The following is a 21,946-nucleotide window of genomic DNA, read 5'->3' on the forward strand; positions in this document are numbered from 1 at the left end:
CTAAAGCTAGCCCTCTCTTAAAGATTTAAGGCGGTCCTTTTTCCACCAAATTTTAAGGCACCGGAGGTTCATAAGGCGCCAGTCGTCTGATGTAGGCGGTGACCGCGCGGATTTCTTCGACACTGAGCTTGTCCCACCACCCGTGCATAGGACTGAAGGCCAATCCCCAGATGATTGCTGAACGAAGGTCCGTCTCCGATTTGGCCCGGGATTCCATGCGTTGAAAATTAGCGGGCGGGACGAGGAGCCCGGAAGCGTCCGGTCCATCGCCTTTTCCCTGGATACCGTGGCACCTCACGCAGTGGGCCTGATACACAATTTCGCCTTGCAAGGGATCGACTTGCGGTTCCTGGGCTCCAGTGGGTATGGCCCACCCGATCAGCAGTAATAAACTCCAAACCATGATGCGAGCTTTCATGAGATGTCTCTCCTTGTGAGTGTCCATAAGGCATAATTCGGGTGGGACCCGGGATGCGAAAGCGGTCCTCATTTTTTTTTAATTTGTGATGTCTTGGGTTTGTGGCGCGGACCTTGTGAATCCATTGCTTGTGTGACGCGAATCCATATAATTGATAAATCCAAGATTCATGCCGCCGTGTGTGATCGAATCTTCCAGTATAGGAAAGAACGAAAATGTCACCCACAAGAAAAATTTTGGTGTAGTTGTCTATTTATTGTATGGGAAAGCAGGTTGAAAATGTCCCATCCTGCCACATAACGAAAGCGTTGATCCGTCCCACTTTGCCCCAATCCACATAGTAGAGGTGATGATTTTTCATCTCAGGTTTGTTGAATTCGGGAAGGGAAATGTCCCATCAGGCAGCTTGCCAAAGGCGGGATATTGCCCACAGTCGGTTTAGATTGCAGACTTTAGAATGTCACGGGTGGCGTGAAGTCACGGGGTGAACGCTTTTGTCTGGGCTTCGTGGGAGCGGCGCTGATATATGAGCTGTCTTGCTTGGGGAGAAAGAAACAATATTATTGGATCAATGTCTCATTCACGGTTGAAAAAAGTCGATTAATCAGTTCGCCCGATAGAGAACCGACGGCTGTAGCCACCAGGGCTGACAATAGGATGCCGATGAAAATGATGAAGAGAAACCTCATGAAGGGCTCCTTATTTTGATGATGGCCGTGCCGTACGGCTTGATTGTTGGATGGTCTCATTGAGCTATTCCATTATTTACTTGAGTGCCAATAGACCAGGTAAAATTCAAATGATTTTCGATTCAATGGAGCGCTGTATTGGCTACAATGTATAGCTGGGGTGAGACTGACATGAATATGCCTCAAAAGATGGGGAATTAAGGTCTGGTGTGTGTCGACTAAAAAGTCCGGAGAAGTTTCGGCATTGAGGGGGAGACAAACCGGATAGAGGTTTGGGACATTCCAGGTAGAAACTGACAAAGAGAAAAGTGAAGAGCCGGATTCCCTTCTCGGCTTGGTTTCTTAGATGATTGGCCACACCGGTTGGCGCGGCAATCGCTCTGTATTCATATTCGAAATATACAAGAGGGCGGGGAGGAAGACCTATCGTTCTCTGATCGGCGGTTAGGGTGGGTGGGCTAAGTGAGTCGATCTTAAGCGTTGTTCTCCAGAACTAAGGCATCGCTGGAGTCTACTGGTTGGAAAGATTGTGGATCTGTTGTTCCAGTTCTTCGATGCGGTCTAACAATTCCAAAGCCACGCTGACTCCCGGCCAGTTAATCCCTAAGTCTCGATGTAACCGGAGCCCCCGGCTTAAGCGGTCAATGGCGTCTTCGGGAAACAACACCATCCCTTCCGGGTCCGGTTCCGGTGGTTGAATAATTTCCCATTGCAAACAGACCTCCAGCATGTCTTCACCGATCCCTAATCGGGTACAGACTTCTTCACGGCGTATTCTTCCAAAGGTGATGATTTCCGCGGTAACCTGTTCTAAGGATGGATCCGAGTCGTCAGTCATTAGCGGCCTCACGAAGAAGAGTTGAACGGGGGTCAGGATGATCGAACTTCGCTAATTGCTCATAGAGTTGTTGTTCCTCGGAGGAAGGAGTCTCAGGGGTGACGATGTCCAGAACCACAAATTGATCTCCATGCCCTCCTGTTCGTTTGGGCAGTCCCTTGCCCTTTAATCGCATTCGTTGTTGGGATTGGCTCCTGGCGGGAACTTTCAGACGGACTGTTCCTGATAACGTGGGTACCTGAATGTCGGTGCCCAATACGGCCTCCCACGGCCAAAGCGGGAGAGTGACCACAATATCTGAATCTTTGCGTTGAAAGACGGGATGAGGGGCAATTTGTACATGAAAGAATAAATCCCCTGGTGGCCCTCCTCCGCGACCGGGCGCGCCTTTTCCTTTCACCCGAAGACGTTCGCCATCGCGAACTCCGGCTGGAATGCGAACTTCGATTGAGCGAGGGGTTCCCCCGGCATCAGAAAGATTTAAGGCGCGGCGCGTGCCGGTAAAGGCTTCCCGGAGTGAGATCGGCAGATTGGCTTCCAGGTCGGCACCCGCCATCGCGAAGCCGCGAAAACCGGCCCCTTCCCGTTGAGCCCCCTGCCGGAACATGTTCTCAAAAATATCACTGAAATCAGCGCCTCCCTGAGTAAATCCACCAGGTCCTCCACCCGGATACGCCCCACCGCCCTGTTGGCGGGCCCGTTCATAGGCCTCGGCTTCCTTCCAGTTCATGCCGTATTGATCATATTTTTTTCTATTATCCTCATCCCCTAAAATTTCATAGGCTTCATTCAGCTCTTTGAATTTCTTTTCCATTTCCACTTTTTTTTCACCGGGATGTAAATCCGGATGATATTGGCGTGCCAACCGACGATAGGCGTTTTTGAGCTCTTTGGCGTCAACGTTTTTTTTGACCCCCAGGATGTCGTAAAGATCGCGTTGTGCAGATGCCATAGATAAAAATCCTTGACTAGGTTAAGAAAGGACCAAGCTCATGGAAAACAACAAGCCTGCTTAATCTGTCAAGCTAACGTGTTTCTACAAAAGAATACAATAGACAACTTTTCTGAAAAGCATTCTATCGCATTCATGAAGGAAGCTGAATACACATCGGTGGTTTTATGGACAGTGAAGGCGATTGGTGTGACGAATGAACTTCGGGGATGAAAATTTCTCATTGTGGAATGTGAGGGCGAGGGATGTCATACCAAGGAGAATCTCTTCTCATTTGACCGGAGATTGCTGTAGTGGCAGAGCACTACGTTGTCTGTGGGCTGGCCTTATTGGGTAATTCCGTATCGCCAATTTGGACGCCTATTTTTAAAGCTGGTTTCCAGCTATCGCCAATACGTGTCGTGGTCCACCTTTAACTTTGGAACGACCACAGGAACGTCCAATTTGATCTCCCGAATCTATAAAATACTCATAACTACGTTCTAGGGAGAAATGGAGAAAAAGATCGTGCTTCGTCCGCGTTGGAGGAGCAGTAAAACTCTATCTTTGGCCCCGAGTTTCCCTGTTAACCGTTGAAAGTCATCCGCATTGTCGACGGCCTTACGGTTAATTTCAAGAATAATGTCACCTTCCCGTATGCCGGCCCTGAACGTGGCACTCTCGGGATCAACCTTTGTCACTTTCACACCCTTTTCCCCTAAGGGCAGGGATTCCACGGTGATCCCCGATAAGGCATGATGTCCTCTCAATTCTCCTGTCGAGGCAAGTGCTGTGACATCTTTAGGCATTTCGGAAAGGGTCACTTGTACTTCACGGGGGTCTCCATCCCGGAGGACATGTAATGTTACGGGGGAATTTGGCACACTTTCCGCCACCAAAGATCGGAGATGCCGAGTGTCGGCCACAGTCTGCGAATCATATTTCCGAATGATATCTCCGCGCTGGATCCCGGCCTTTTTTGCAGGGCTGTCTTCCAGCACTTCGCTGACCAGGGCCCCCTGTGTATCAGGAGTATCAAATTGGGCTTGGAGATCTGGGGTGAGGTCCTGAATCGACACGCCCAGCCATCCTCTGACCACCTTCCCATGTTGAATAAGGCTGGCCTGAATAGACTTGGCCATGTTACTGGGAATGGCAAAGCCAATGCCCATATATCCTCCGGAGCGACTAAAAATGGCTGTATTGATCCCGATCAACTCTCCCTGGAGATTCACTAAGGCCCCACCAGAATTGCCGGGATTGATCGCCGCATCGGTCTGAATGAAGTCTTCATAATCCACAATCCCCACATTGGCCCGACCCACCGCACTGACAATTCCCATGGTGACGGTCTGGCTCAGCCCAAATGGATTGCCAACGGCCATCACAATTTCACCGACCTGTAATTGATGGGAATCTCCCCATGGCAAGACAGGCAGATCCTTGGCCTCAATTTTGAGTAGAGCCAAATCCGTTTTGGGATCAGTTCCTATGACCTTGGCTGAAAAGGTTCGCTTATCGGATAACAGCACTTGAATGGCATCACTATTTTCAATCACATGATTATTCGTGATGATATACCCATCGTCACTGACAATGACCCCGGAACCTCCAGCTTCTTGACGGGGCGAGGGAGGTGGTTCGAACCGCCGTTCAAATTCATCTCCGAAAAATCGCCGGAAGAAGGGATCATCAAAAAATGGTGATCGCAATGTTTCCGGGGTTTTGGCTGTGCCGGTTGTGGAAATGTTGACCACAGCGGGACGCGCCAATTTGGCCACCTCAATCAGGTTGGTGCTTTGAGCCTGGGCATCTTGTTGCCCAAAGGAAAGTCCACCCCTCAGCACGGGGTGTGTTGAGGAATCTGAAACGGGCGTAGCGGTAACCTTCAATTGTGGCGAGAGTCCTGGCAGGAAACTTGACTCCCCGGCGATTCCCAAGCCCAAATATATGCCAGCGATCAGCAGCGCTATACCAATGAAGGTGAAAACGGTTATTCGCCGTCCATTCCATTTTTGACTTTGTTGCGATTGACTCATCATTGGACCTCACGAAGACAATTCGACTCTGTGAAAAGAATCCTCCTACAAGCAATCGTGTTTCCCATCAATAAGGACAAAGCCTTAAAGCTCTAAAACATTCAAACGTTTGTGTGTGTTTCCTGGTTAGGTCATTCAAAAAATCCAATGAACCATTTCAGAATCAGCGCATTGATAAATATGATCACTCCAATACACGCAATGATAAGCAATTCGAACATGGGGCACCTCCTGTCATTTCCCGCGTAGGGAGTCGAGTCAATAGGATGCCGGATGCCGCGCTGTTGCACCAGTGAAACGCTCCTGAATATTTCTGAAATAAGACCAAACAATCCTGGAGTCAAGAGACCGACGTTATAGAAATCCCGTTATCCGGAAACGTTCTTGATCCATTATCCGGCTTCAAGGATAATTGAACGAAGAGCGTATTCGGGGATTCCCGACATTGAATTTTTTAGGATTAACTTATGAAGATAGGCCGTTTGAATTCATCAAGACTGGGAACCCACGAAAAGAAAATTATTCATGGGGAATATATGAAATTCCCATAGACGGATCTGCGATTAGGAGGACAGATAGAGTAACTTGACTTCATAAGAAAGCATGATTATTTAAACACTTAAAGCCATCATATAATGGGTAATTGGCTTTTTAATAATTAATACGCACGTAACCCCAAGAATGTAAAAGGGAACTTTGGAGGTCAAAAGTATATTTTGAAATAGGAGTCCATGTGGGGCTATTTGCGTTGAATCGGCAGTGGGAAGAGGGTTGAGGGTTACGTTTGGGAAATTGAAAAGGTGTCTGACGATATGGACAGCCTTTGGTCGCTATTTCAATGCTGCAGGAAATATAAATGCTGGCGCTGGATGAACCTTATTCCACAAGGGACAATTCTTGTGGCCACGCCTTTTATTTATGCGATGATCATCCCTTTGTTGGTTTTTGATTTCTGTGTGGAATTGTATCAGCGGGTGGTTTTCCCTTTACTCGGACTCCCGCTCCTATCACGTCGAGAGTATATCCGGCTTGACCGGCATCGTCTTCCCTATCTGAATCCTATTCAGAAAGCCGGTTGTTTGTATTGTGGCTATGCCAATGGATTACTCCAATATGCCTCTCGAATTGCAGCCGAAACAGAAAAAGTGTTCTGTCCCATCCAACACCAGAGGGGCGGGAAATTTCATTCACCGTCTCATCACATCGATTTTGCTCCTTATGGAGATGCCAAAGAATTCCAAAAAAAATGGGAATCTAACGGACATGCAATGCCTTGATCTCCAATTCGATGTGATTAACTGAGTCCGGTCAGGGGAAACACCTCCCTCACGTGACCTTTGGCTTGTGCTCCGGCGTCTTTGTATTTTCTCTACTCTCTCAGGAGGCTTTTGAGGAATTATTTGGACCAACACGAAATGGTTGGGAAAATTGGAGGGATATACGTCACGAGCTAGATGTGGCTACAAAAGCCTTGTTTTGGATAAGAGTCGTGAAATTGCCTGAACCATTCTTCAGTGAGAGATTCCTATCCGATGGATTGGCTTAATTATCACCACCTTCTGTATTTTTGGGAAGTGGCTCGAAAGGGAAGCATTAAAGAAGCCTGCGAAGAACTGCACGTCACGCAACCCACGATCAGTAGCCAACTGCAAGCATTAGAAGAGTCTCTGGGGCAACAACTTTTTATTCGACGGCCGCGTCGTCTTCTTCTCACGGAAGCCGGTCGTCTGGTTTTTCGCTATGCGGATGAAATTTTCTCGCTGGGTCGTGAGATGACCCAGGCGCTGAGCGGACACCCGCCTGATCGTCCGATCCGGCTCATGGTGGGAGTGATAGACTCCCTGCCCAAAATGGTCGTCTATGAACTTCTGGCGGCGGCTTTCAAGTCAGAAAGTCCGACTCAGATTGTTTGCGAAGAAGGAAAGCTTGAACGCCTCCTGGCGGATTTAGTCATTCATGAACTTGATGTGGTTCTGGCCGATACCCCGATTCCTTCGACTCTTCGGGTTCAAGCCTATAATCATCTTCTTGGCGAATCCGGCGTATGTTTTTTTGCGACGTCAGAATTGGCCAAGGTTTATCGAAAGGGGTATCCGAAGTCCTTACATTCAGCACCTTTCTTATTACCCAAAGCCAATACCGTCCTTCGCCAGGATTTAGAAAATTGGTTTGCTCTTCATGATGTTCATCCGAAACTGGTGGGAGAGTTTGAAGATAGTGCCATGCAAAAGGCCTTTGGGCAGGCAGGAAAGGGGATTTTCCCCGGTTCCTCCATCATGAAGGCTGAAATTTGTCGCCAGTACCAGGTGGAGGTGGTGGGAGATGCGGGTCAGGTTAAGCAACGATTCTATGCGCACACAGTCGATCGCCGGATTAAACACCCGTCAGTGCTAGCGATTTCAGAATTGGCCAAACAAAGAACATTTGGATTGGCTGGAAAATAAGGGAATGATGGGAAAGAGCCGGACCGGTCATGTGATAATTTACTTTTGTGGAGATGACGTTGTCCTTCTTGTCCCAAGAGAAATGCTCTGTTCATAACATGAGGTCCGGCTCCCTCCCTCATCCGACTATGCCACTTTTTTTCTCGTATGGAGGGACCCGGGTTTATGTTCGGTATCCTCCTTGAAGGAAGCCCAAATTGCGGCACTCCACATCACAAACATGAGCGTCAGCATGGCGATGATTGCTTCTCCTAACATGCTCATCCTCCTTTCGATTTCGTGATGAATCCCACTCCTCCGTTTTTGAAAAGGTACTCTCCAGTCATTCCAATCGATTTCTAATACTCATTGCAATGAAAGCCATTCTTACTCACAACCCATTCAGACAATCCACTTCATCACCGTTTATTCATGATGGACTCTCACTGTGCGAGCGTAAGCGAGAAGTATCACGCGAAGTAGGGGTCGTGTCTTCTAAATCAGAGGGACTGCCTTGAGGCACCTGTTCCTGAGCCGCCAATCGTGAGGCTTCATCTCGATGCCAGGCCACTTGATCCTGAAGGGCACTAACCTTTTGTAAGGTTGTCCCGATAATTCTCTTGAGGCCATCCCGGTGAAAACCCTTGGTATCCAAGTAGGGCTTCTTCTCGTACTTGGCGACTTTTTGATTCAACTCCCTCACTTTGGCCGCCAAGTCTGCGGCTTCTTGTTCGAGTTTTTGAGCCTGGGTCAGGTGAAACTCGGCCGTATTAGTTGGCCATTTTATGGAATCAGCCTGAAACGAAGACTTCGTCGTTCCAGCATACGTATAGCCCACCGCTCCAACCGTGAAGATCAGTGCCGCGAATAACATTATGATGTGCTTCATCGTTTGACCTCCTTCCTTTGAGTTGAGGATCTGAATGCTCAATTTTCATTTCCCATGCCATGTCTTGCATCATCGGTTCGACTACTCTTTTATCATCCCTTCTACAAAATAAGATAAGCCCTAAAAGCATAGAGACAAATTGAAAAAAATTATAAATAGAATCGAAAAAATCAATCCATGGTTCCCTATATTGGCCGTTTAAGTCCTACGGCAATGAACGAAAAAACTCCTTCTGGAATAATTGAAAAAGGAGGCAATTACATGTCAGGTAAAACTGAACGATATGGAGTGGGGCCTATATCTGAGAGCGGATCATGCAATAATGCCCGTTGATGCCGGAAGAATAATGATCAGGGGAAACTATGTTTGCCATATTCGGCAGTGGGCGTTGTCCTGCCCACTGCCGGGCCACAAACTGAACCAGGGTGGAAATCCTTACGTTATGGCAATTTTACGCACAGCCGGTTTTGCGCCTGGATCTTTGGCGATGGTGATGGTCAAGACGCCATTCTTAAATTTTGCTTCGACGTTATTTTCATCCGCATCCGTTGGTAGAGACAGCATCCGTTGAAAGGAACCGTACGAACGCTCGACTCGGTGATAGTGTTTATTCTTGTCTTCTTGCTCAGATCGCTTTTCGCCTTGAATCATCAGGGTGCCATCCGCGAGCGTCAGATGAATATCCTTCTCGGCAACGCCTGGCACTTCCAACGTAATGATGTACTCCTTTTCTCCTTCCCCGATATCCACCTGAGGTAAAATCAAACCACCACCTCGATTTCCGTTTTCTTTTCCTCCCGCCCATAGAGGGAATCCTTGGAAGACGTTGTCAAACAGTTGGTCGAGGTCGCGATGGAACCGAGCCAGAGGATGGTCGGTCGACCTGGATACGTTCTGGCTTCGTGCTGATTGAGATTGTTCTTCCTCTTTTTTGAACCAATTCCAGGGGGTTAGAAGATTTTTGAGTTCCATAATTCAGGTCCTCCTTTCGTCTAAAAGAATTTCATTAAAGGTGTTTCTTTACTGCCATACCGGTTATAAGCTCATAATCAAATATTGAGACACGGGCATCTGTCATGTGTTCAGTACCACTAGCTTATATATAGAGAGCTAATTCATCTTTCATCAAAGTCAAGTTTTTGGGCGGGGGTAGGATATCAGGACCTCAAAGTCCAGTAGGGCATAGAGTGCACCATTTTATCTCTCTTGACTTTTTGGGACTTGAGATTATTTAAAAAGCGACCATAAGAAATGATTAAAAAGTTCCCATGAGAAGGAGGTGAATGTTATGGGTGGTATTATTGAAGGCGTGCTTGCCATTATGGGACTAACGGCGGGTGTGATCGTAGCCCTCACAGCTTTGTTAGTTGGAGATGCTCCAAGCTCATCAGAGCTGAAAGGGGCTTACCGAAAATCCCGTACCATTCTCCCCAGTGATGAGCGGGTTGCTGCCTAACGCAGATTTTCAGGCCCGCTTAATAGCGGGCCTTTATTGATTTTCTTTCTTCCTCGTTCCTGTTCCTGCTTCGGCCAAGAGAGAAAGGAGGATGTCAATTATGAAAAGATTTATCGTCGTTGCAACAGTTGTGATAAATATATTGTTGAGTGTGTCACTGGCATTCGGAAATCCCGGTCTACTTCCAAAGCATCCGGGCTATCCCATGGGTGATTTCAAAGATCCCGTTTTAGGCATGCCGACGGCGAATGACCCGGGACAGAGTCCACCATCACCTGAAGAGTCATTGAAACAAGCCGCGGCGTTTCATGATGCTCATGCCACCAACCCCATGAATGAGACTCGACCAAATATCGTGTATGACGTGCAGAAGACTGTCCCTATGGGATCTGCTCACAATGATAAGAGTAAAAAGTGAATGACGGTATGACAAGTACCCATGTCACCATCAATCTGGAGTCAGGAACAGGGGTATTGAAAGAGGGGATCTTTTGATCCCCTCTTTTTATGAGGAATGGTCAAAAGGAATGAGAAGCTGAAAGATTTCCGTTGGCGAGGGCATGCGGTACACCCACCGGCTAAGGGGTCAGAAAAGCCCGGCGAAGGGCCACCAGAAATTCATTAATGCGCGGTAAATCTCGTTCATTTCCGCAGCCAGCAATTAATTGCTCTGCCTGTGCGGTGAGTTCTTCCCCCCAATCCATCACGTCTCCTAATCGGTATTGTCCATTTTTGATGCGAGACAGCCGTTCTCCTGCCGATGTGTCCGTAATGCGGATGTGAAAGCTTCCTGATTTGAGCAATTCACCCAGATTGTAGAGAACCCGGATATAGGCGGCTGCATACTTTGCCGGACGTCCATCTTTCTTATCCAGCAATTTGGTGCGTTGATTGTTGGCATAGTTGGTAAAGGCCTCGAAGGCAATTCGGGGCGACCAAAGCGCCGGCAGCAGCATGCGCAGTTGTTCTCCCCATGCATCAGCTGTGATGACGGGGGCCACCAGCGTTTCAAGAATCAGGGGATGGCCTTGTGTCCCCAGCAGAAGAAATTGTCCGACCTCCCAAGCCGTTTCATCACCATCACCTTTCGTCCACTGCGAGCCGGAATATTTAAATCCCAACTGAAACATCTCCTCCGTCGGAATGACATAGACACGACGGTAGTCCCGGTCGCTCTTGTCGGATGCCAAGCCATGGGCATGAGAGCCCACGAGAACTTTGAGAAGAGTATGTGTACGGTCGTCGGTGTGAGGATTCATGACCTTTCGTTTCGACTCTCTATCGTTAAGGGTGTGTGAACCCAAAGACGGTCAGGATCAGACCGCCGGTTATCAAAATGGCGATCATTCCAGGCGCCACATATTTCATGAGCGGTTTTCCCCCAAACCATCCTGCTAAAAGAATTTTCAGGATCGTATTGGTCATGGCTGCCAGGGTGATGGCCGTGGCGGCTGTCCAGGCCAGCAGTCCGTCCTGCTGTAACCGGACGATTGACAACATGATGGCATCGACGTCGGTGGTACCGGCTAAGAGGCTGGACGCATACAACCCTTGATCGCCCAGGTAGGTCTGGGCGGCTTTCGAGATGAACAAGACTCCGGCATACAATACACCAAATCCCAGGGCCGGACGTAATTCGAATGGATTGCGGTGGGAGACGTCCGGACCATCCGCGGGTGTACGTTGCGCTTTGCCATATAAGATGAAACTCATGACATACCCGCAGACGGCCATGCCCCCCAAAGGCGCGAGCAGCATCAGGAACAAATCCGGTTGAAGGAGGCTCACGATCACCAGCATCCTGGCAAACATAGTGCTGGATGCCCCGAGGATGGCCATCGCTCCAGGCAGGGCCAGTCGCGGATGGTCCCCCGCTTGTGTGGCCATGCTGATGGTGACGGCGGTGGATGAGACGAAGCCTCCCACGATGCCTGTCGTGGCAAGGCCTTTATTTGAGCCGATGATGCGAGTGCAGAGATATCCCAAAAAACTGATGCCCGCAATGAGCACGACCATGATGCCGGTATGAAAGGGGTTGAGGACATTCAGAGGACCGAATGTGCGGTTGGGGAGGAGAGGCAAGACGACGAGGGCTAAAATGACAAATTTGGCGGTGGCATAGATATCATCATCGGACACTTGTTGCACCACATGATGCAGTCGTTCTTTTAACGACAACAAGGCCATGACGACTCCGGCGCTTCCGACGATGAGGAGATACCGATGGGGGGCGTCAAGCGGAAGGGCAGGGAGTAAGGCGAGAACACCCAGGAGAAAGGTGATCAAGGCTGCCAGTGGAGTAATGATTCCCGGTGGCTCCTTCCGACCCCATTCCTTTTCATACGCCACAGCCAGGAGCACGCCAAGAATCAGGAGAGCGGCAATAATGGGCCATACGCCAAGGGTTTGGGAGATAAACGCCGACATGGCTCCGGCAAGGGCAATTAAGGGAAAGGTTCGTACGCCGCCGATGCCGGTTTTGCGCTCTACGCTCAGATCCTGCTGACGTTCCAAGCCAATCAAGGCCCCTGCGGCAAGGGCTATGAGAAAGCCGAGAAAAGATTCTTCAATAGTCATCACGTTCAGATCTTTTTGAAACAGAAAGTTCAAAGAAACAGAATGAGAACTCTCATCTATTTGCTGTTCATCCAATACTCACTCAATAGGATGTGAGAAGCAAGAAACGGGCTCAAAAGAAAATGCCTCGGCGGCGATGAATGGTACCTGGGCGGGTGAATGGCCCGGTTTTGTTTTCAGAACTTTTCAAGGTATTCTGAGATCCGGTTCCTCCACAGACCTGAAGGTTCAAAGAAAGATGGAGGCACCCCACCATTCCTCGTGGTTTTTTATTGGCTCTGTGAAAGGTATCAAAGACTTTCCGGCATGCTGAAGTCCAAGGTTCCCCACATGAACACTACACCTCATTGGGCACTGGCAGGTAAGACATACCTGGCATGGATAGTGTGTTTTTGTGTGTTGGTGGGGAGTGTCTTGGATGACGGGTTGGCGCAAGATACACCCATCTTTACCCACCGGGAAATCTTTCATCCCGTCTATGCCGAACATGGAATGGTCGTCAGTCAAGAGGCCATGGCAACCCGTGTGGGTGTGGACATATTAAAAGCCGGAGGGAATGCGATTGACGCCGCAGTCGCAGTGGGATTTGCGCTGGCTGTCACGCTTCCTCAGGCCGGGAATCTCGGGGGAGGCGGGTTTATGCTGATTTACGCAGCAGAGAAGCCTGTCGCGATGGCCCTCGACTACCGTGAAGTCGCTCCTGCTGCCTCATCGCCACAGATGTTTCTTGATGGAGAAGGCATGGTAGACCAGTCACGCCTTCGCTACAGCCATCAATCTGTCGGCGTTCCCGGCACGGTCGCGGGTTTGGTGGAAGCGATTGAAACATATGGTACCCTTTCTCTGCAGGCCGTGCTGGCTCCGGCAATTCAACTTGCCAGGGAGGGGATCATCGTCTCCGCTGATTTGGCGGCAGCGATGCACGAGCATGCGACACAGCTTTCTCGGTGGCCCTCCACTCGCCGCATTTTTTTTCAGCCGGATGGGACGATGTACCGGTCCGGGGATCGGTTGATCCAGAACGATCTGGCGTGGTCGCTTCAACAAATTTCCGAGCAGGGGTCAGATGCATTTTATGACGGTCCAATCGCGGAGCGTGTGAGCGCCGAGATGCGTGCCCACGGAGGATTGATGACCAAAGAAGATTTGGGTCGCTACCGTGCGGTCTGGCGGCAACCGCTGAGGGGAACGTATCGCGGGTATGACATTGTGTCGATGCCTCCGCCCAGTTCCGGGGGCGTTCATTTGATACAAATGCTGAACATCCTGGAACACGAACCACTCAAGATATTCGGCCACAATAGCGCCAGGACTATTCACTGGCTGGTTGAGAGTATGAAGCTGGCTTATGCAGACCGGAGCCAATGGCTGGGCGATCCTGAATTCGTCGAAGTGCCCGTGCAAGGTCTGATCTCCAAGGCCTATGCGAAACATTTACATACTTCCATTGATCCGCAGAAAGCTCGCCCTTCATCAAGTATTCGGTCCTCCAACCCTTTGCCTTACGAGGGGCGGGATACCACACACTTTTCGGTCATGGATAAAGAGGGTAATATCGTGTCGAGCACCTATACTATCAATTTCAGCTTTGGCAGCGGCATTGTGGCCGAGGGAACCGGAATTCTTTTGAACAATGAAATGGATGATTTTGTGGCGAAGCCGGGAACGCCCAATGTCTACGGCCTGATGGGTTCGGCGGCCAATGCGATTGAACCCGGAAAGCGCCCTGTCTCCTCAATGACGCCGACCTTGGTTTTACACAATGAAAAACCCTTCCTGGCCACCGGAAGCCCCGGAGGAAGTCATATCATCACCACGACCCTTCAACTTATTTTAAACGTCATTGATCATGACATGAACGTGGCCTCTGCCACCGCAGCGCCCCGTGTCCATCATCAATGGATGCCCGACGAAGTGCGAGTGGAACGCGGATTGAGTCCGGACACCCTGATCCTTCTTGAACAATGGGGTCACACCATTACGATCGGGGAAACCATGGGCGGGGCTCAAAGCATTCTGAAGGGGCCGCAGGGGCTCTATGGGGCATCCGATCCTCGCAAACCCGACTCTCTGGCCGCCGGGTATTAAGCTGACAATGTCAATTTAGGGGGAGTACAGTATTTATCTCAATCACCCTCAACGCAGGAGGTGGGTATGCTTGTACGTGAAGTGATGTCCACAGGAGTGTTGACGGCGTTTCCGACGGACTCGGTTCGAACGGTTGTGATAAAAATGTTGAGTCGGCATTGCGGGGCGATCCCAGTCATTGATCAACAAGAGAATCTGGTCGGGTTGGTGGCTCTTCGAGACGTGATATTACCGCTTTTCCCGAATTTTGGTGACTATATCCATGACAATGTTCACAGCCGGGATTTCACCGAGATGGAGGAAGGATATCCGGAAGCCCTGAAAAAAAAGGTTGAAGAGGTGATGAGCCGGAATCCTATGACCGTCTCGCCCTCCATGCCGATTTTAGAGGCCGCTTCCTACATGGGCGTGAAGAATTTCAGGAGAATCCCCGTCGCGGAAAACGGCAAACTGATGGGAATGGTCAGCATCGGCGATATCAATCGTGGCCTGTTTTTCGAGCGAGGGTGTTAGGAGCCTTTCGGACTTAGGAAGAATCGGCTGCAACAGTGTCTCAGCTGTCCATATTTCACCGCTTTCTTGGCCCATAGTCACCACTATGGGCCTGCGAAATCGTCAAAATCTGGCCTCGCTCAGCCGCTGTTTCGCTTTCGATCCCCTAAGTCCGACAGACTCCTAGGGCTTTACAGCACATGTAAGACTCCCGCGCCCTGGATGGTTCCGGCCTTTAATTGTTGGAGTGCCAGATTGGCTTCCTCTAATTGGAAGGGAACCGTGTGGGTGTGAATGGGAATGGCAGCGGCAGCCTCTAACAGGTCCAATCCATCCTGGCGGGTGTTGGCAGTGACGCTTTGGAGTGTCCGCTCCTGAAACAGATCGAGTGTATAATCCAAGGATGGAATGGGGGTCATGTAGATGCCGGCCAAGGCGAGTGTGCCGCCTTTTTCCAATGCCCGAAGTGCCGGAGGCACCAGCTCACCCGCCGGGGCAAACATGATCGCTGAGTGAAGAGAGTTTGGTGGCATCTCTGAGGCCGTCCCGACCCACACCGCTCCCAGTTGACGAGCCAGGGTGCGATGTTCTTCCCGTAAGGAACAGACGTAGACTTCACAACCCCAATGCCGGGCGATTTGAATTGTAATATGGGCGGAGCCACCGAATCCGTACAAGCCCAGTCGCTGTCCGGGTTTCACCTGACTGCGGCGTAAGGCACGAAAGCCGATGATGCCGGCACACAAGAGCGGGGCGGCCTCTTCGTCCGTAAACACGGATGGAATAGGGTAGGCGAATTGTTCAGAGACCAGTGCGTATTCGGCATACCCACCGTGGACGTGATAACCGGTGAAGGTGGCCTGTGCGCACAGATTTTCCCGCCCTGCCTTGCAGAATTCACAGGCCCCGCAGGTTCCCTGGAGCCAAGCGATTCCTACTCGATCACCTTCTTTGATCTGTTTGACTCCTTGTCCCACTCGATCCACGATACCGACGGTTTCATGTCCAGGGACAATGGGACGCATAGACGGGGGCAGTTCGCCTTCGATGACGTGCAGATCAGTGCGGCACACTCCGCAGACATGAACCTTGACGCGAACTTGTCCGGGACCCGGCGCAGGTTTGGGGATATCGCGAGCCCGTAAAGGACCCGTCGCGACATCGGCGTCCTGTTCGAGGATCATGGCATTCATCATGCACTCCTATGCGGTGAAAATGTAGATTGTCCCATTCAGGCATTGGACGAACTGGTGATGATAATCTATCCAGAATTGTCATTCTGAGCCAGCGGCGAAGAATCTGTGCCCAGATGAAGCCGCCGCATCAGAATACAAAGTCGTCTTTGTGGATCGAGTTCTGCATTCCTTTTCCTTCTCGTCATGCCCCACTTTCGTGATCGGGAATTCATCTTGACCCTAGCTCCGAGAGATCACGGCCAAGGACCCGGTGATGACGGCAGAGTTGTTGTTCTGAGCAAGTGGCGGAGAATCTGTGCCCGGGTAGAGCCACGATATCATAAAACACAATCCGGTCCGAGTTTTACCTCACTCGTGTTTGTGTTAGATGTGATCGCACTGTTTCGAGAAATCATTGGACAACTGTGTCGTTAAATTGATACGTACTTCGGGCATCATCGAGTCGGTTCTGTCTACCAGGGCCTCATCATATCGTATCCGTCGAGACAGGTGAAGGGCAGTTAAGAACACAGCATGAAGCGATCAAGGTCGAAAGCCACAAAAACCCGTCGCCCAAAACCTCTCTGGAATATCGGTTCGCAGAGAAAGCCTCGTGTTCGGCGATTCCGGTGGATTCGTATCATTCCATTTAAAGCGATATTTATTATTCTCGGCCTTTATGTGTTATTTGAGATTCTCACCTTTCCGTTTCTCTCGATCGCCCGGTTGCCCACGGAAAATCCCACAGAGTCCGCGTTGATGCGGCAACGCATCGACGAAGCACATGCTCAAGGCACCACGCTGAAAATCGATTACCGATGGACGCCGCTCTCAAGCATTCCGCGTCACGTTCGTATGGCCATTCTGGTATCCGAGGATGGAGCATTTTATTCTCATACCGGCGTGGATTGGCATGAGGTCCTGGAATCTATTGAAACCAATTTGGAGAAAGGACGGATTGTTCGGGGGGGCTCAACCATAACCCAGCAATTGGCCAAGAACTTATACCTCTCGACCTCCAGGGATCCGATTCGCAAAGGTAAAGAACTTCTCATTACCTGGATATTGGAATCGACCTTGAGTAAAAAACGTATCCTTGAACTCTACCTCAATATCATTGAATGGGGACCAGGCGTGTTTGGCATTGAAGCCGCTGCTCAACGCTATTTCCATAAACCGGCCTCGCGGCTTTCTATGGATGAGGGCGCCCGCCTGGCAGCGGTTATTCCCAGCCCCCTTCGGCACCAACCCACGGAGACCACATCATACGTGGAAAAGAAAAAAGAACTCATCCTCCGTCGTATGTCAGTGCGATAACTAGACAAGAATTTTCGAAACGACCGTGGGGAAGGCACGCCATGGACTCTGACGGCGGATTTTTAGTAGTGGAAGCGCAACTGGGCGATTAAGAGTGCGTCTCCCTCTATTCGATAGACCATGCGATGCTCATCAGTTATGCGGCGGGACCAGAATCCTGAAAGTGCATGCTTCAATGGTTCGGGTTTACCTATACCTGTGAAGGGATCGCGTTGTGTCTCCCGTATTAATTTGTTGATTCGTTCGACCATGCGTTTGTCCTGCTTCTGCCAATAGAGATAGTCTTCCCATCCTTCGTCAGCAAATATCAGCTTCACTTGGCCAACTTCCGCTCAACGCCCTTGCCGGCGTTCAATTGGGCGGCGGCCGAAAGGAGGCGTTTGGCGTTGGCGGGCGTACGCAAGAGATAGGCGGTTTCCTCTAACGCCTTATAATCTTCGAGCGAAAGCATCACGACAGACTGCTCTCCGTTGCGGGTGATGATCAAAGGTTCATGGTCGTTGCACACTCGGTCCATGGCACTGGCCAGGTTTGCACGAATAGTAGTATACGTCACGGCATCCATAGTTATGTTCCTCCAATATGTACAGGTAACTGTACAGTCAGATGAAAAGTTTGTCTAGAGTGACAATTCGGTTGGTCTATCGGGAAGACTTTTAAGTCCCTGAGTATAATCAAGGCGACTTCATAAAAACTTTCGTTTTCTCTCCCTGTTTTGCTGGCTCGGCTTTCTATGTATGAGTGCGCTCGCATAGCATGGGTGATTCACAGTCCGCTTCGGCACCTACCGAAACCACGCCATATGTGGAAATGAAAAAAGAGCTGATCGTATGGAGGAACTTCATTATGTCTAGCGGGTTAAAGGCACGTCCAAGGAGTAGAACGGGTGCTATCCTTTCCCACACAGGACAGACCAGGAAAAGATTATTCATACCGTCCCAGACCTTACTCTGGCTCTCCGTTCGATCGTCAACGATATGGGGTCTATGGTGTCGTAAATTGCGTAATTTTACAGCTTGGTGAATCGGGTAGAAAGGGCATTCCTGGACGGAACTGCTCGGCGCATTGCTTGATTGCCAGTGCAGCATCAGCAGTCCCTTGGTCAAAGGTGATCTGCCCGGGCGTCATCCAGATCGGCGATGTGGCGGAGTGTGGATGCTTATTATCCTGTGAACGGGCTGTGGCCTTGATACCTAAATCAAGCGCCGTGCCATTGTTCCCGACGATGCCGGTGTTACTCACGTTGTTGACCCCCATGCGATGACAGCCGTTGCATTGATTGTCGCTGACCTCGACCTTATAGGCTTTCCACGAGGCGAAATCAGCGCCGACAAAGGAATAGGGCTCGGGGTCGCTGTTGAAGGTGATATCACCCGTACCGGGCAGCTGGTTAGGGCCTGATATCTGGGCGAGATACGGGGATCGGATGATTGGCCCATTGTCATGGCAACTGACACAGGGGAATTTGCTGTTGACAATTTGTGAGGGTGTCATCCAGAAAGCTGGATTGCCCACCCCCTTGGAAGGCGCCTTGACCTTCCCATCATGGCTCAAGTGAAAGCCTTCTTCCAGTGCCCCCTGATAGAAACACGTTTTGCCATTGACTTTATTGTGCTGGATGATTGCCACGTCGCCATACTGCCCTTGGGATAGGCCCATCTTTCGAGCATGCGCCACCACATAGGCGTCTGGCGTATTGATCAGCACCCGAAAACGGCTCCCACGATCGCATTTTCCGTTTAGCACGTTCGGACGATCACAGGTTCCGTCTGGATAGGTCGCGGTAGCCGGAGTGAGATGATCGGTTGGAACCGTTGTCCCCAAAGGGCTATCGACATCAAAATCGGGAACAGACACGCCGATGGCCTGATCGCATTCCCTGGCAAAGGCTGCAAGGACATCCGTTCCTCCCGGTGTGGTTAGGAGGCCTGGCCAATTCCCGGCAACAGGCGCAGGATAGCCGAATCCTCCCCCACTTTGATCGTCGGCACGATCAGCCACAACGTCATACCGCATATACTGATTGCCCTTAAAGAAATAGACAACCGACTTCCCCTCGATCTCCGTAGGCCAGGCCACCGCACCGTCGATTCCACCTGGAAACTTGAAATTTGGCCAATTGCCCGCAATGGGCTTCGGGTAGCCCGGGTCAGCCCGATGTCTCTTCACATCAAAGCGGATGTACTGATCATCCCGGAAAAAGTACGCGACGGTCCTGCCGCTTCTCGGGACAGGCCAAACCACAACGGCATCCACCCGATCTGTCCAGATCCCAGGCCACTTCAATGAGATCGGCTGAGGGTAGGCCCGGCCGGCGCCATCCGCCGCATCAGCCCGATCAGCATCCACGTCATACCTCATGAACTGATGGCCTTTGAAGAAGTAGGCGACCGTCTTGATTTCTGCTCCCCCCGGAGGCGGCGCAGGCCAGAAGACTGCCGCGTCCATGTTCTCCTCAAAAAGTCCAGGCCAGATGTTCCGGATGGGGCGAGGGTACGCATTGCCACTGCCATCGTCACTGTCCGCCCTGTCTTGGGCGATGTCGTATCGGGCATATTCACTTCCCTGGAAGAAATAGACCTTGCCGTTATTCCAGACCACCGGCACCAGTTTTCCTGAACCGGTCAACTGAGCCCAAACGTCCACTGTCCCACAGAAACTCACCGCGATGAGCATTCCGCAGAGCGTTGACAGGAAAATTTCACGAGACATTCTCATAGCGTGATCCCTTTCTGACCTTACTTATCCATTGCGCACATTCCGCTCATTTCCTCATTCCCAAACATGCTCTGTGTTGCTCGAATAAGCAAAACCCATTCCCCTCAAAACGGGTGTGCGAGAGAGACTCTTCCGGTATCTGATTGATAGCTCCTACTGCCACCAGACTTCACATCCTTGCTGATACGTCTGCTCTCAATTCCACATGCGTTGCGCGTATCAATGACGATACACGTCGTATCGAATCAGATACCTATTCACTTATGGGCGACCGCCCTTGAATTTCAAAAATCCTTGCGCCCAAATTTCTGTTACTCATGTGAGTTTTATTTACCCTTAGAATTTAGGGGAGGCCGGAGGGAAAAGGAGGGGTCAGATTCCGTTTTTGTCGGTCTGGGGGGAAGTCTGTTTTTGAGAGTTTGGTGCAGGATAAGGTGGGCGGAAGAAAGATTAATCAGATTTATCAGAGTTAGCGCGGAGGTTCACGAGTCGTGAGCCTATCTATGGGTATCTACTTTTTTCTCTTTTGAGGTTTTCTTGTTTTCTTTTTTTTATTTTCCTCTTCCTCCTCAATTTCTTTTATCAGCTCTTCCAAGCTGAGTTCCCCGCTGGGATGTGTCACCGTAAAGGCATAATCCTTTTTTGTAATTTTGACGACATCGATCTCTTGATCTAAAAACGCCTGAATCTCCTCAAGTCGGACCTTTTCTTCTTTGCTGCAGAAAGAAATCGCAATCCCCTTTTTGACGCCACGCCCGGTTCTACCCACACGATGCACGTAGTTTTCTGCCTTATCCGGCAGGTCATAGTTCAACACATAATGAACATCCGGAATGTCGATTCCGCGTGCGCTGACATCTGTGGCGATTAAAACCTGACAAGCCCCTGATTTAAAAGCGTTCATGACCGCTGTCCGGTCACGCTGATCTTTTTCCCCATGAATGGTCAGCGTTTCTCTTCCGACACGACCCATCGCCTTGGCAACCCGTTCAGCGCGCACCCGCGTCCGGACAAACACGATGACCCGGCTTTCAGGATTATCGGACAGGAACCGCTCCAGGAAAAACCGTTTATCATCCATTTCAACGAACATCACATAGTGAGAGACATTTTTAGAGACACGATTGTCCGGCGAGATTTGAATCCGGATAGCCGAATGTCTCACCTGAGAATACGCCAGTTTTTTGATCTCGGCATTAATGGTTGCCGAAAAAAAGAGCGTTTGATGGTTGTGGGGCAGCTTTTTTTTGATCGCATGAATATCACCAATAAATCCGAGATCCAGCATGTGATCAGCTTCATCCAGCACAAGGGTTTGGAGCCGGTCCAGCAGAACATACCCCTGACTGATCAGATCAAACAGCCGGCCGGGTGTTGCAATGAGCACATCAATGCCATTCTGAAGTGTTTGTATCTGCGGGTCCTGCTCCACGCCCCCATACATGGCAAATGCCTTGACCTTGGTCTGTTTAGAAAGCTGGGCAAAGACTTCTCCAATCTGCATCGCCAGTTCGTGCGTCGGAACCATGACAATACATTGGATCCCATTGGAGCGTTGACTCCTTTTCCACTGGTCAATCTGATTGATGATCGGGATGGCAAATGCTGCCGTTTTCCCCGTTCCTGTTTGGGCGATGGCCAGAACATCTTCCCCCGCCATGATCGAGGGCATGGCTTTAAATTGGATGTCCGTGGTTTTCACAAATCCGAGTCGCGACAGGTTGTTTTTCAAAGCTTCTGAAATGGGATATTTTGCAAACTTCATGGTGTTTCAATACCTCTACTTCTCATCAACTCCGGCGCAACAAGTGTGAATTATTCTGATTTTGGACTGTGCCCCAGTCTACTCGGAAATGATCAGACAGGCAAAAAAACATTAGGGAGAAGAAAAGTGCT

At 50.2% G+C, this 21,946-nt stretch carries 22 protein-coding genes; 7 read left to right on the top strand and 15 right to left on the bottom strand.

Annotated elements, in window-relative coordinates:
* Positions 1 to 52 precede the first annotated feature (52 nt).
* The 5 genes from PQG83_RS00865 to PQG83_RS00885 form a co-directional block, all read right to left on the bottom strand.
* Positions 53 to 418, bottom strand: a complete 366-nt coding sequence (locus PQG83_RS00865) for a c-type cytochrome (protein WP_312745658.1) — start codon at positions 416 to 418, stop codon at positions 53 to 55.
* 560 nt (positions 419 to 978) lie between these two features.
* Positions 979 to 1,107, bottom strand: a complete 129-nt coding sequence (locus tag PQG83_RS00870) for a hypothetical protein (RefSeq protein ID WP_312745660.1) — start codon at positions 1,105 to 1,107, stop codon at positions 979 to 981.
* Between the two features lie 511 nt (positions 1,108 to 1,618).
* Positions 1,619 to 1,945 carry a chaperone modulator CbpM gene (locus tag PQG83_RS00875; protein WP_312745663.1) on the bottom strand — a complete coding sequence of 109 codons (327 nt, stop codon included), beginning with the start codon at positions 1,943 to 1,945 and terminating at the stop codon, positions 1,619 to 1,621.
* On the bottom strand, positions 1,938 to 2,897 hold the full coding sequence (locus PQG83_RS00880; protein ID WP_312745665.1) for a DnaJ C-terminal domain-containing protein: 960 nt from the start codon (positions 2,895 to 2,897) through the stop codon (positions 1,938 to 1,940). The genes PQG83_RS00875 and PQG83_RS00880 overlap by 8 nt, the downstream gene beginning before the upstream one ends.
* Positions 2,898 to 3,379: 482 nt before the next feature.
* Positions 3,380 to 4,918: a DegQ family serine endoprotease gene (locus tag PQG83_RS00885; RefSeq protein ID WP_312745667.1), complete on the bottom strand. Its 1,539-nt coding sequence runs from the start codon at positions 4,916 to 4,918 to the stop codon at positions 3,380 to 3,382.
* Between the two features lie 896 nt (positions 4,919 to 5,814).
* Here PQG83_RS00885 and PQG83_RS00890 point away from each other — a divergent pair.
* Both PQG83_RS00890 and nhaR read left to right on the top strand, forming a co-directional pair.
* A complete protein-coding gene (locus PQG83_RS00890; protein WP_312745670.1) occupies positions 5,815 to 6,192 on the top strand; it encodes a hypothetical protein in 378 nt (125 codons plus the stop codon).
* A 255-nt stretch (positions 6,193 to 6,447) separates the two neighbouring features.
* The gene (nhaR, locus tag PQG83_RS00895) at positions 6,448 to 7,359 is read left to right on the top strand and encodes a transcriptional activator NhaR (RefSeq protein ID WP_312745672.1); all 912 of its coding nucleotides are present in this window, start codon (positions 6,448 to 6,450) and stop codon (positions 7,357 to 7,359) included.
* A gap of 126 nt (positions 7,360 to 7,485) precedes the next feature.
* Here the strand turns inward: nhaR and PQG83_RS00900 are convergent, their stop codons facing one another.
* The 3 genes from PQG83_RS00900 to PQG83_RS00910 all read right to left on the bottom strand — a co-directional run bounded on the left by PQG83_RS00900 (position 7,486) and on the right by PQG83_RS00910 (position 9,199).
* On the bottom strand, positions 7,486 to 7,617 hold the full coding sequence (locus PQG83_RS00900; RefSeq protein ID WP_312745674.1) for a hypothetical protein: 132 nt from the start codon (positions 7,615 to 7,617) through the stop codon (positions 7,486 to 7,488).
* A gap of 151 nt (positions 7,618 to 7,768) precedes the next feature.
* Entirely contained in the window at positions 7,769 to 8,227 is a 459-nt protein-coding gene (locus PQG83_RS00905) for a hypothetical protein (protein ID WP_312745677.1), read from the bottom strand.
* A gap of 435 nt (positions 8,228 to 8,662) precedes the next feature.
* Positions 8,663 to 9,199, bottom strand: a complete 537-nt coding sequence (locus PQG83_RS00910) for an Hsp20/alpha crystallin family protein (RefSeq protein ID WP_312745679.1) — start codon at positions 9,197 to 9,199, stop codon at positions 8,663 to 8,665.
* A 316-nt stretch (positions 9,200 to 9,515) separates the two neighbouring features.
* Here PQG83_RS00910 and PQG83_RS00915 point away from each other — a divergent pair, with 316 nt between their 5' ends.
* Together PQG83_RS00915 and PQG83_RS00920 are read left to right on the top strand one after the other, a co-directional pair.
* Positions 9,516 to 9,683 carry a hypothetical protein gene (locus PQG83_RS00915; protein WP_312745680.1) on the top strand — a complete coding sequence of 56 codons (168 nt, stop codon included), beginning with the start codon at positions 9,516 to 9,518 and terminating at the stop codon, positions 9,681 to 9,683.
* 100 nt (positions 9,684 to 9,783) lie between these two features.
* Positions 9,784 to 10,101 (top strand): hypothetical protein, encoded by a 318-nt coding sequence (locus tag PQG83_RS00920; RefSeq protein ID WP_312745681.1) that lies wholly within the window; start codon positions 9,784 to 9,786, stop codon positions 10,099 to 10,101.
* 160 nt (positions 10,102 to 10,261) lie between these two features.
* Here PQG83_RS00920 and PQG83_RS00925 read toward each other — a convergent pair whose 3' ends face one another.
* A complete protein-coding gene (locus tag PQG83_RS00925) occupies positions 10,262 to 10,942 on the bottom strand; it encodes a DNA polymerase beta superfamily protein (protein ID WP_312745683.1) in 681 nt (226 codons plus the stop codon).
* Positions 10,943 to 10,967: 25 nt separating this feature from the next.
* Positions 10,968 to 12,260, bottom strand: a complete 1,293-nt coding sequence (locus PQG83_RS00930; protein ID WP_312749158.1) for an MgtC/SapB family protein — start codon at positions 12,258 to 12,260, stop codon at positions 10,968 to 10,970.
* A 330-nt stretch (positions 12,261 to 12,590) separates the two neighbouring features.
* Between PQG83_RS00930 and ggt the strand changes: the two genes are divergently transcribed.
* Positions 12,591 to 14,348: a gamma-glutamyltransferase gene (ggt, locus tag PQG83_RS00935; protein ID WP_312745685.1), complete on the top strand. Its 1,758-nt coding sequence runs from the start codon at positions 12,591 to 12,593 to the stop codon at positions 14,346 to 14,348.
* 66 nt (positions 14,349 to 14,414) lie between these two features.
* Positions 14,415 to 14,861: a CBS domain-containing protein gene (locus PQG83_RS00940; RefSeq protein ID WP_312745688.1), complete on the top strand. Its 447-nt coding sequence runs from the start codon at positions 14,415 to 14,417 to the stop codon at positions 14,859 to 14,861.
* A gap of 170 nt (positions 14,862 to 15,031) precedes the next feature.
* Here PQG83_RS00940 and PQG83_RS00945 read toward each other — a convergent pair whose 3' ends face one another.
* A complete protein-coding gene (locus tag PQG83_RS00945) occupies positions 15,032 to 16,036 on the bottom strand; it encodes a zinc-dependent alcohol dehydrogenase family protein (RefSeq protein WP_312745691.1) in 1,005 nt (334 codons plus the stop codon).
* Between the two features lie 513 nt (positions 16,037 to 16,549).
* On the opposite strand from PQG83_RS00945, the gene mtgA reads away from it, so the two are divergent.
* Positions 16,550 to 17,332, top strand: coding sequence for a monofunctional biosynthetic peptidoglycan transglycosylase (mtgA, locus tag PQG83_RS00950; RefSeq protein WP_312745694.1), 783 nt, complete (start codon positions 16,550 to 16,552; stop codon positions 17,330 to 17,332).
* A 62-nt stretch (positions 17,333 to 17,394) separates the two neighbouring features.
* Here mtgA and PQG83_RS00955 read toward each other — a convergent pair whose 3' ends face one another.
* The 4 genes from PQG83_RS00955 to PQG83_RS00970 form a co-directional block, all read right to left on the bottom strand.
* Positions 17,395 to 17,649, bottom strand: a complete 255-nt coding sequence (locus tag PQG83_RS00955; protein WP_312745697.1) for a Txe/YoeB family addiction module toxin — start codon at positions 17,647 to 17,649, stop codon at positions 17,395 to 17,397.
* Complete coding sequence (locus PQG83_RS00960; protein ID WP_312745699.1) at positions 17,646 to 17,897, bottom strand: type II toxin-antitoxin system Phd/YefM family antitoxin; 252 nt, start codon at positions 17,895 to 17,897, stop codon at positions 17,646 to 17,648. The genes PQG83_RS00955 and PQG83_RS00960 overlap by 4 nt, the downstream gene beginning before the upstream one ends.
* A 419-nt stretch (positions 17,898 to 18,316) precedes the next feature.
* Complete coding sequence (locus tag PQG83_RS00965) at positions 18,317 to 20,050, bottom strand: hemopexin repeat-containing protein (RefSeq protein ID WP_312745700.1); 1,734 nt, start codon at positions 20,048 to 20,050, stop codon at positions 18,317 to 18,319.
* A 511-nt stretch (positions 20,051 to 20,561) separates the two neighbouring features.
* Complete coding sequence (locus PQG83_RS00970) at positions 20,562 to 21,815, bottom strand: DEAD/DEAH box helicase (protein ID WP_312745703.1); 1,254 nt, start codon at positions 21,813 to 21,815, stop codon at positions 20,562 to 20,564.
* Between the last annotated feature and the right edge of the window lie 131 nt (positions 21,816 to 21,946).

Source organism: Candidatus Nitrospira neomarina (assembly GCF_032051675.1).
Lineage (GTDB): Bacteria > Nitrospirota > Nitrospiria > Nitrospirales > UBA8639 > Nitrospira_E > Nitrospira_E neomarina.

What these genes read in the sequence shown, in the direction of transcription:
- PQG83_RS00875 (WP_312745663.1), bottom strand. Translation starts at nt 1,945, where the DNA reads ATGACTGACGACTCGGATCCATCCTTAGAACAGGTTACCGCGGAAATC.
- PQG83_RS00960 (WP_312745699.1), bottom strand. Translation starts at nt 17,897, where the DNA reads ATGGATGCCGTGACGTATACTACTATTCGTGCAAACCTGGCCAGTGCC.
- PQG83_RS00925 (WP_312745683.1), bottom strand. Translation starts at nt 10,942, where the DNA reads ATGAATCCTCACACCGACGACCGTACACATACTCTTCTCAAAGTTCTC.
- PQG83_RS00885 (WP_312745667.1), bottom strand. Translation starts at nt 4,918, where the DNA reads ATGATGAGTCAATCGCAACAAAGTCAAAAATGGAATGGACGGCGAATA.
- PQG83_RS00920 (WP_312745681.1), top strand. Translation starts at nt 9,784, where the DNA reads ATGAAAAGATTTATCGTCGTTGCAACAGTTGTGATAAATATATTGTTG.
- PQG83_RS00900 (WP_312745674.1), bottom strand. Translation starts at nt 7,617, where the DNA reads ATGTTAGGAGAAGCAATCATCGCCATGCTGACGCTCATGTTTGTGATG.
- PQG83_RS00880 (WP_312745665.1), bottom strand. Translation starts at nt 2,897, where the DNA reads ATGGCATCTGCACAACGCGATCTTTACGACATCCTGGGGGTCAAAAAA.
- PQG83_RS00945 (WP_312745691.1), bottom strand. Translation starts at nt 16,036, where the DNA reads ATGATGAATGCCATGATCCTCGAACAGGACGCCGATGTCGCGACGGGT.
- PQG83_RS00915 (WP_312745680.1), top strand. Translation starts at nt 9,516, where the DNA reads ATGGGTGGTATTATTGAAGGCGTGCTTGCCATTATGGGACTAACGGCG.
- mtgA (WP_312745694.1), top strand. Translation starts at nt 16,550, where the DNA reads ATGAAGCGATCAAGGTCGAAAGCCACAAAAACCCGTCGCCCAAAACCT.
- PQG83_RS00870 (WP_312745660.1), bottom strand. Translation starts at nt 1,107, where the DNA reads ATGAGGTTTCTCTTCATCATTTTCATCGGCATCCTATTGTCAGCCCTG.
- PQG83_RS00865 (WP_312745658.1), bottom strand. Translation starts at nt 418, where the DNA reads ATGAAAGCTCGCATCATGGTTTGGAGTTTATTACTGCTGATCGGGTGG.
- PQG83_RS00940 (WP_312745688.1), top strand. Translation starts at nt 14,415, where the DNA reads ATGCTTGTACGTGAAGTGATGTCCACAGGAGTGTTGACGGCGTTTCCG.
- PQG83_RS00910 (WP_312745679.1), bottom strand. Translation starts at nt 9,199, where the DNA reads ATGGAACTCAAAAATCTTCTAACCCCCTGGAATTGGTTCAAAAAAGAG.
- PQG83_RS00965 (WP_312745700.1), bottom strand. Translation starts at nt 20,050, where the DNA reads ATGAGAATGTCTCGTGAAATTTTCCTGTCAACGCTCTGCGGAATGCTC.
- PQG83_RS00905 (WP_312745677.1), bottom strand. Translation starts at nt 8,227, where the DNA reads ATGAAGCACATCATAATGTTATTCGCGGCACTGATCTTCACGGTTGGA.
- nhaR (WP_312745672.1), top strand. Translation starts at nt 6,448, where the DNA reads ATGGATTGGCTTAATTATCACCACCTTCTGTATTTTTGGGAAGTGGCT.
- PQG83_RS00970 (WP_312745703.1), bottom strand. Translation starts at nt 21,815, where the DNA reads ATGAAGTTTGCAAAATATCCCATTTCAGAAGCTTTGAAAAACAACCTG.
- ggt (WP_312745685.1), top strand. Translation starts at nt 12,591, where the DNA reads ATGAACACTACACCTCATTGGGCACTGGCAGGTAAGACATACCTGGCA.
- PQG83_RS00930 (WP_312749158.1), bottom strand. Translation starts at nt 12,260, where the DNA reads ATGACTATTGAAGAATCTTTTCTCGGCTTTCTCATAGCCCTTGCCGCA.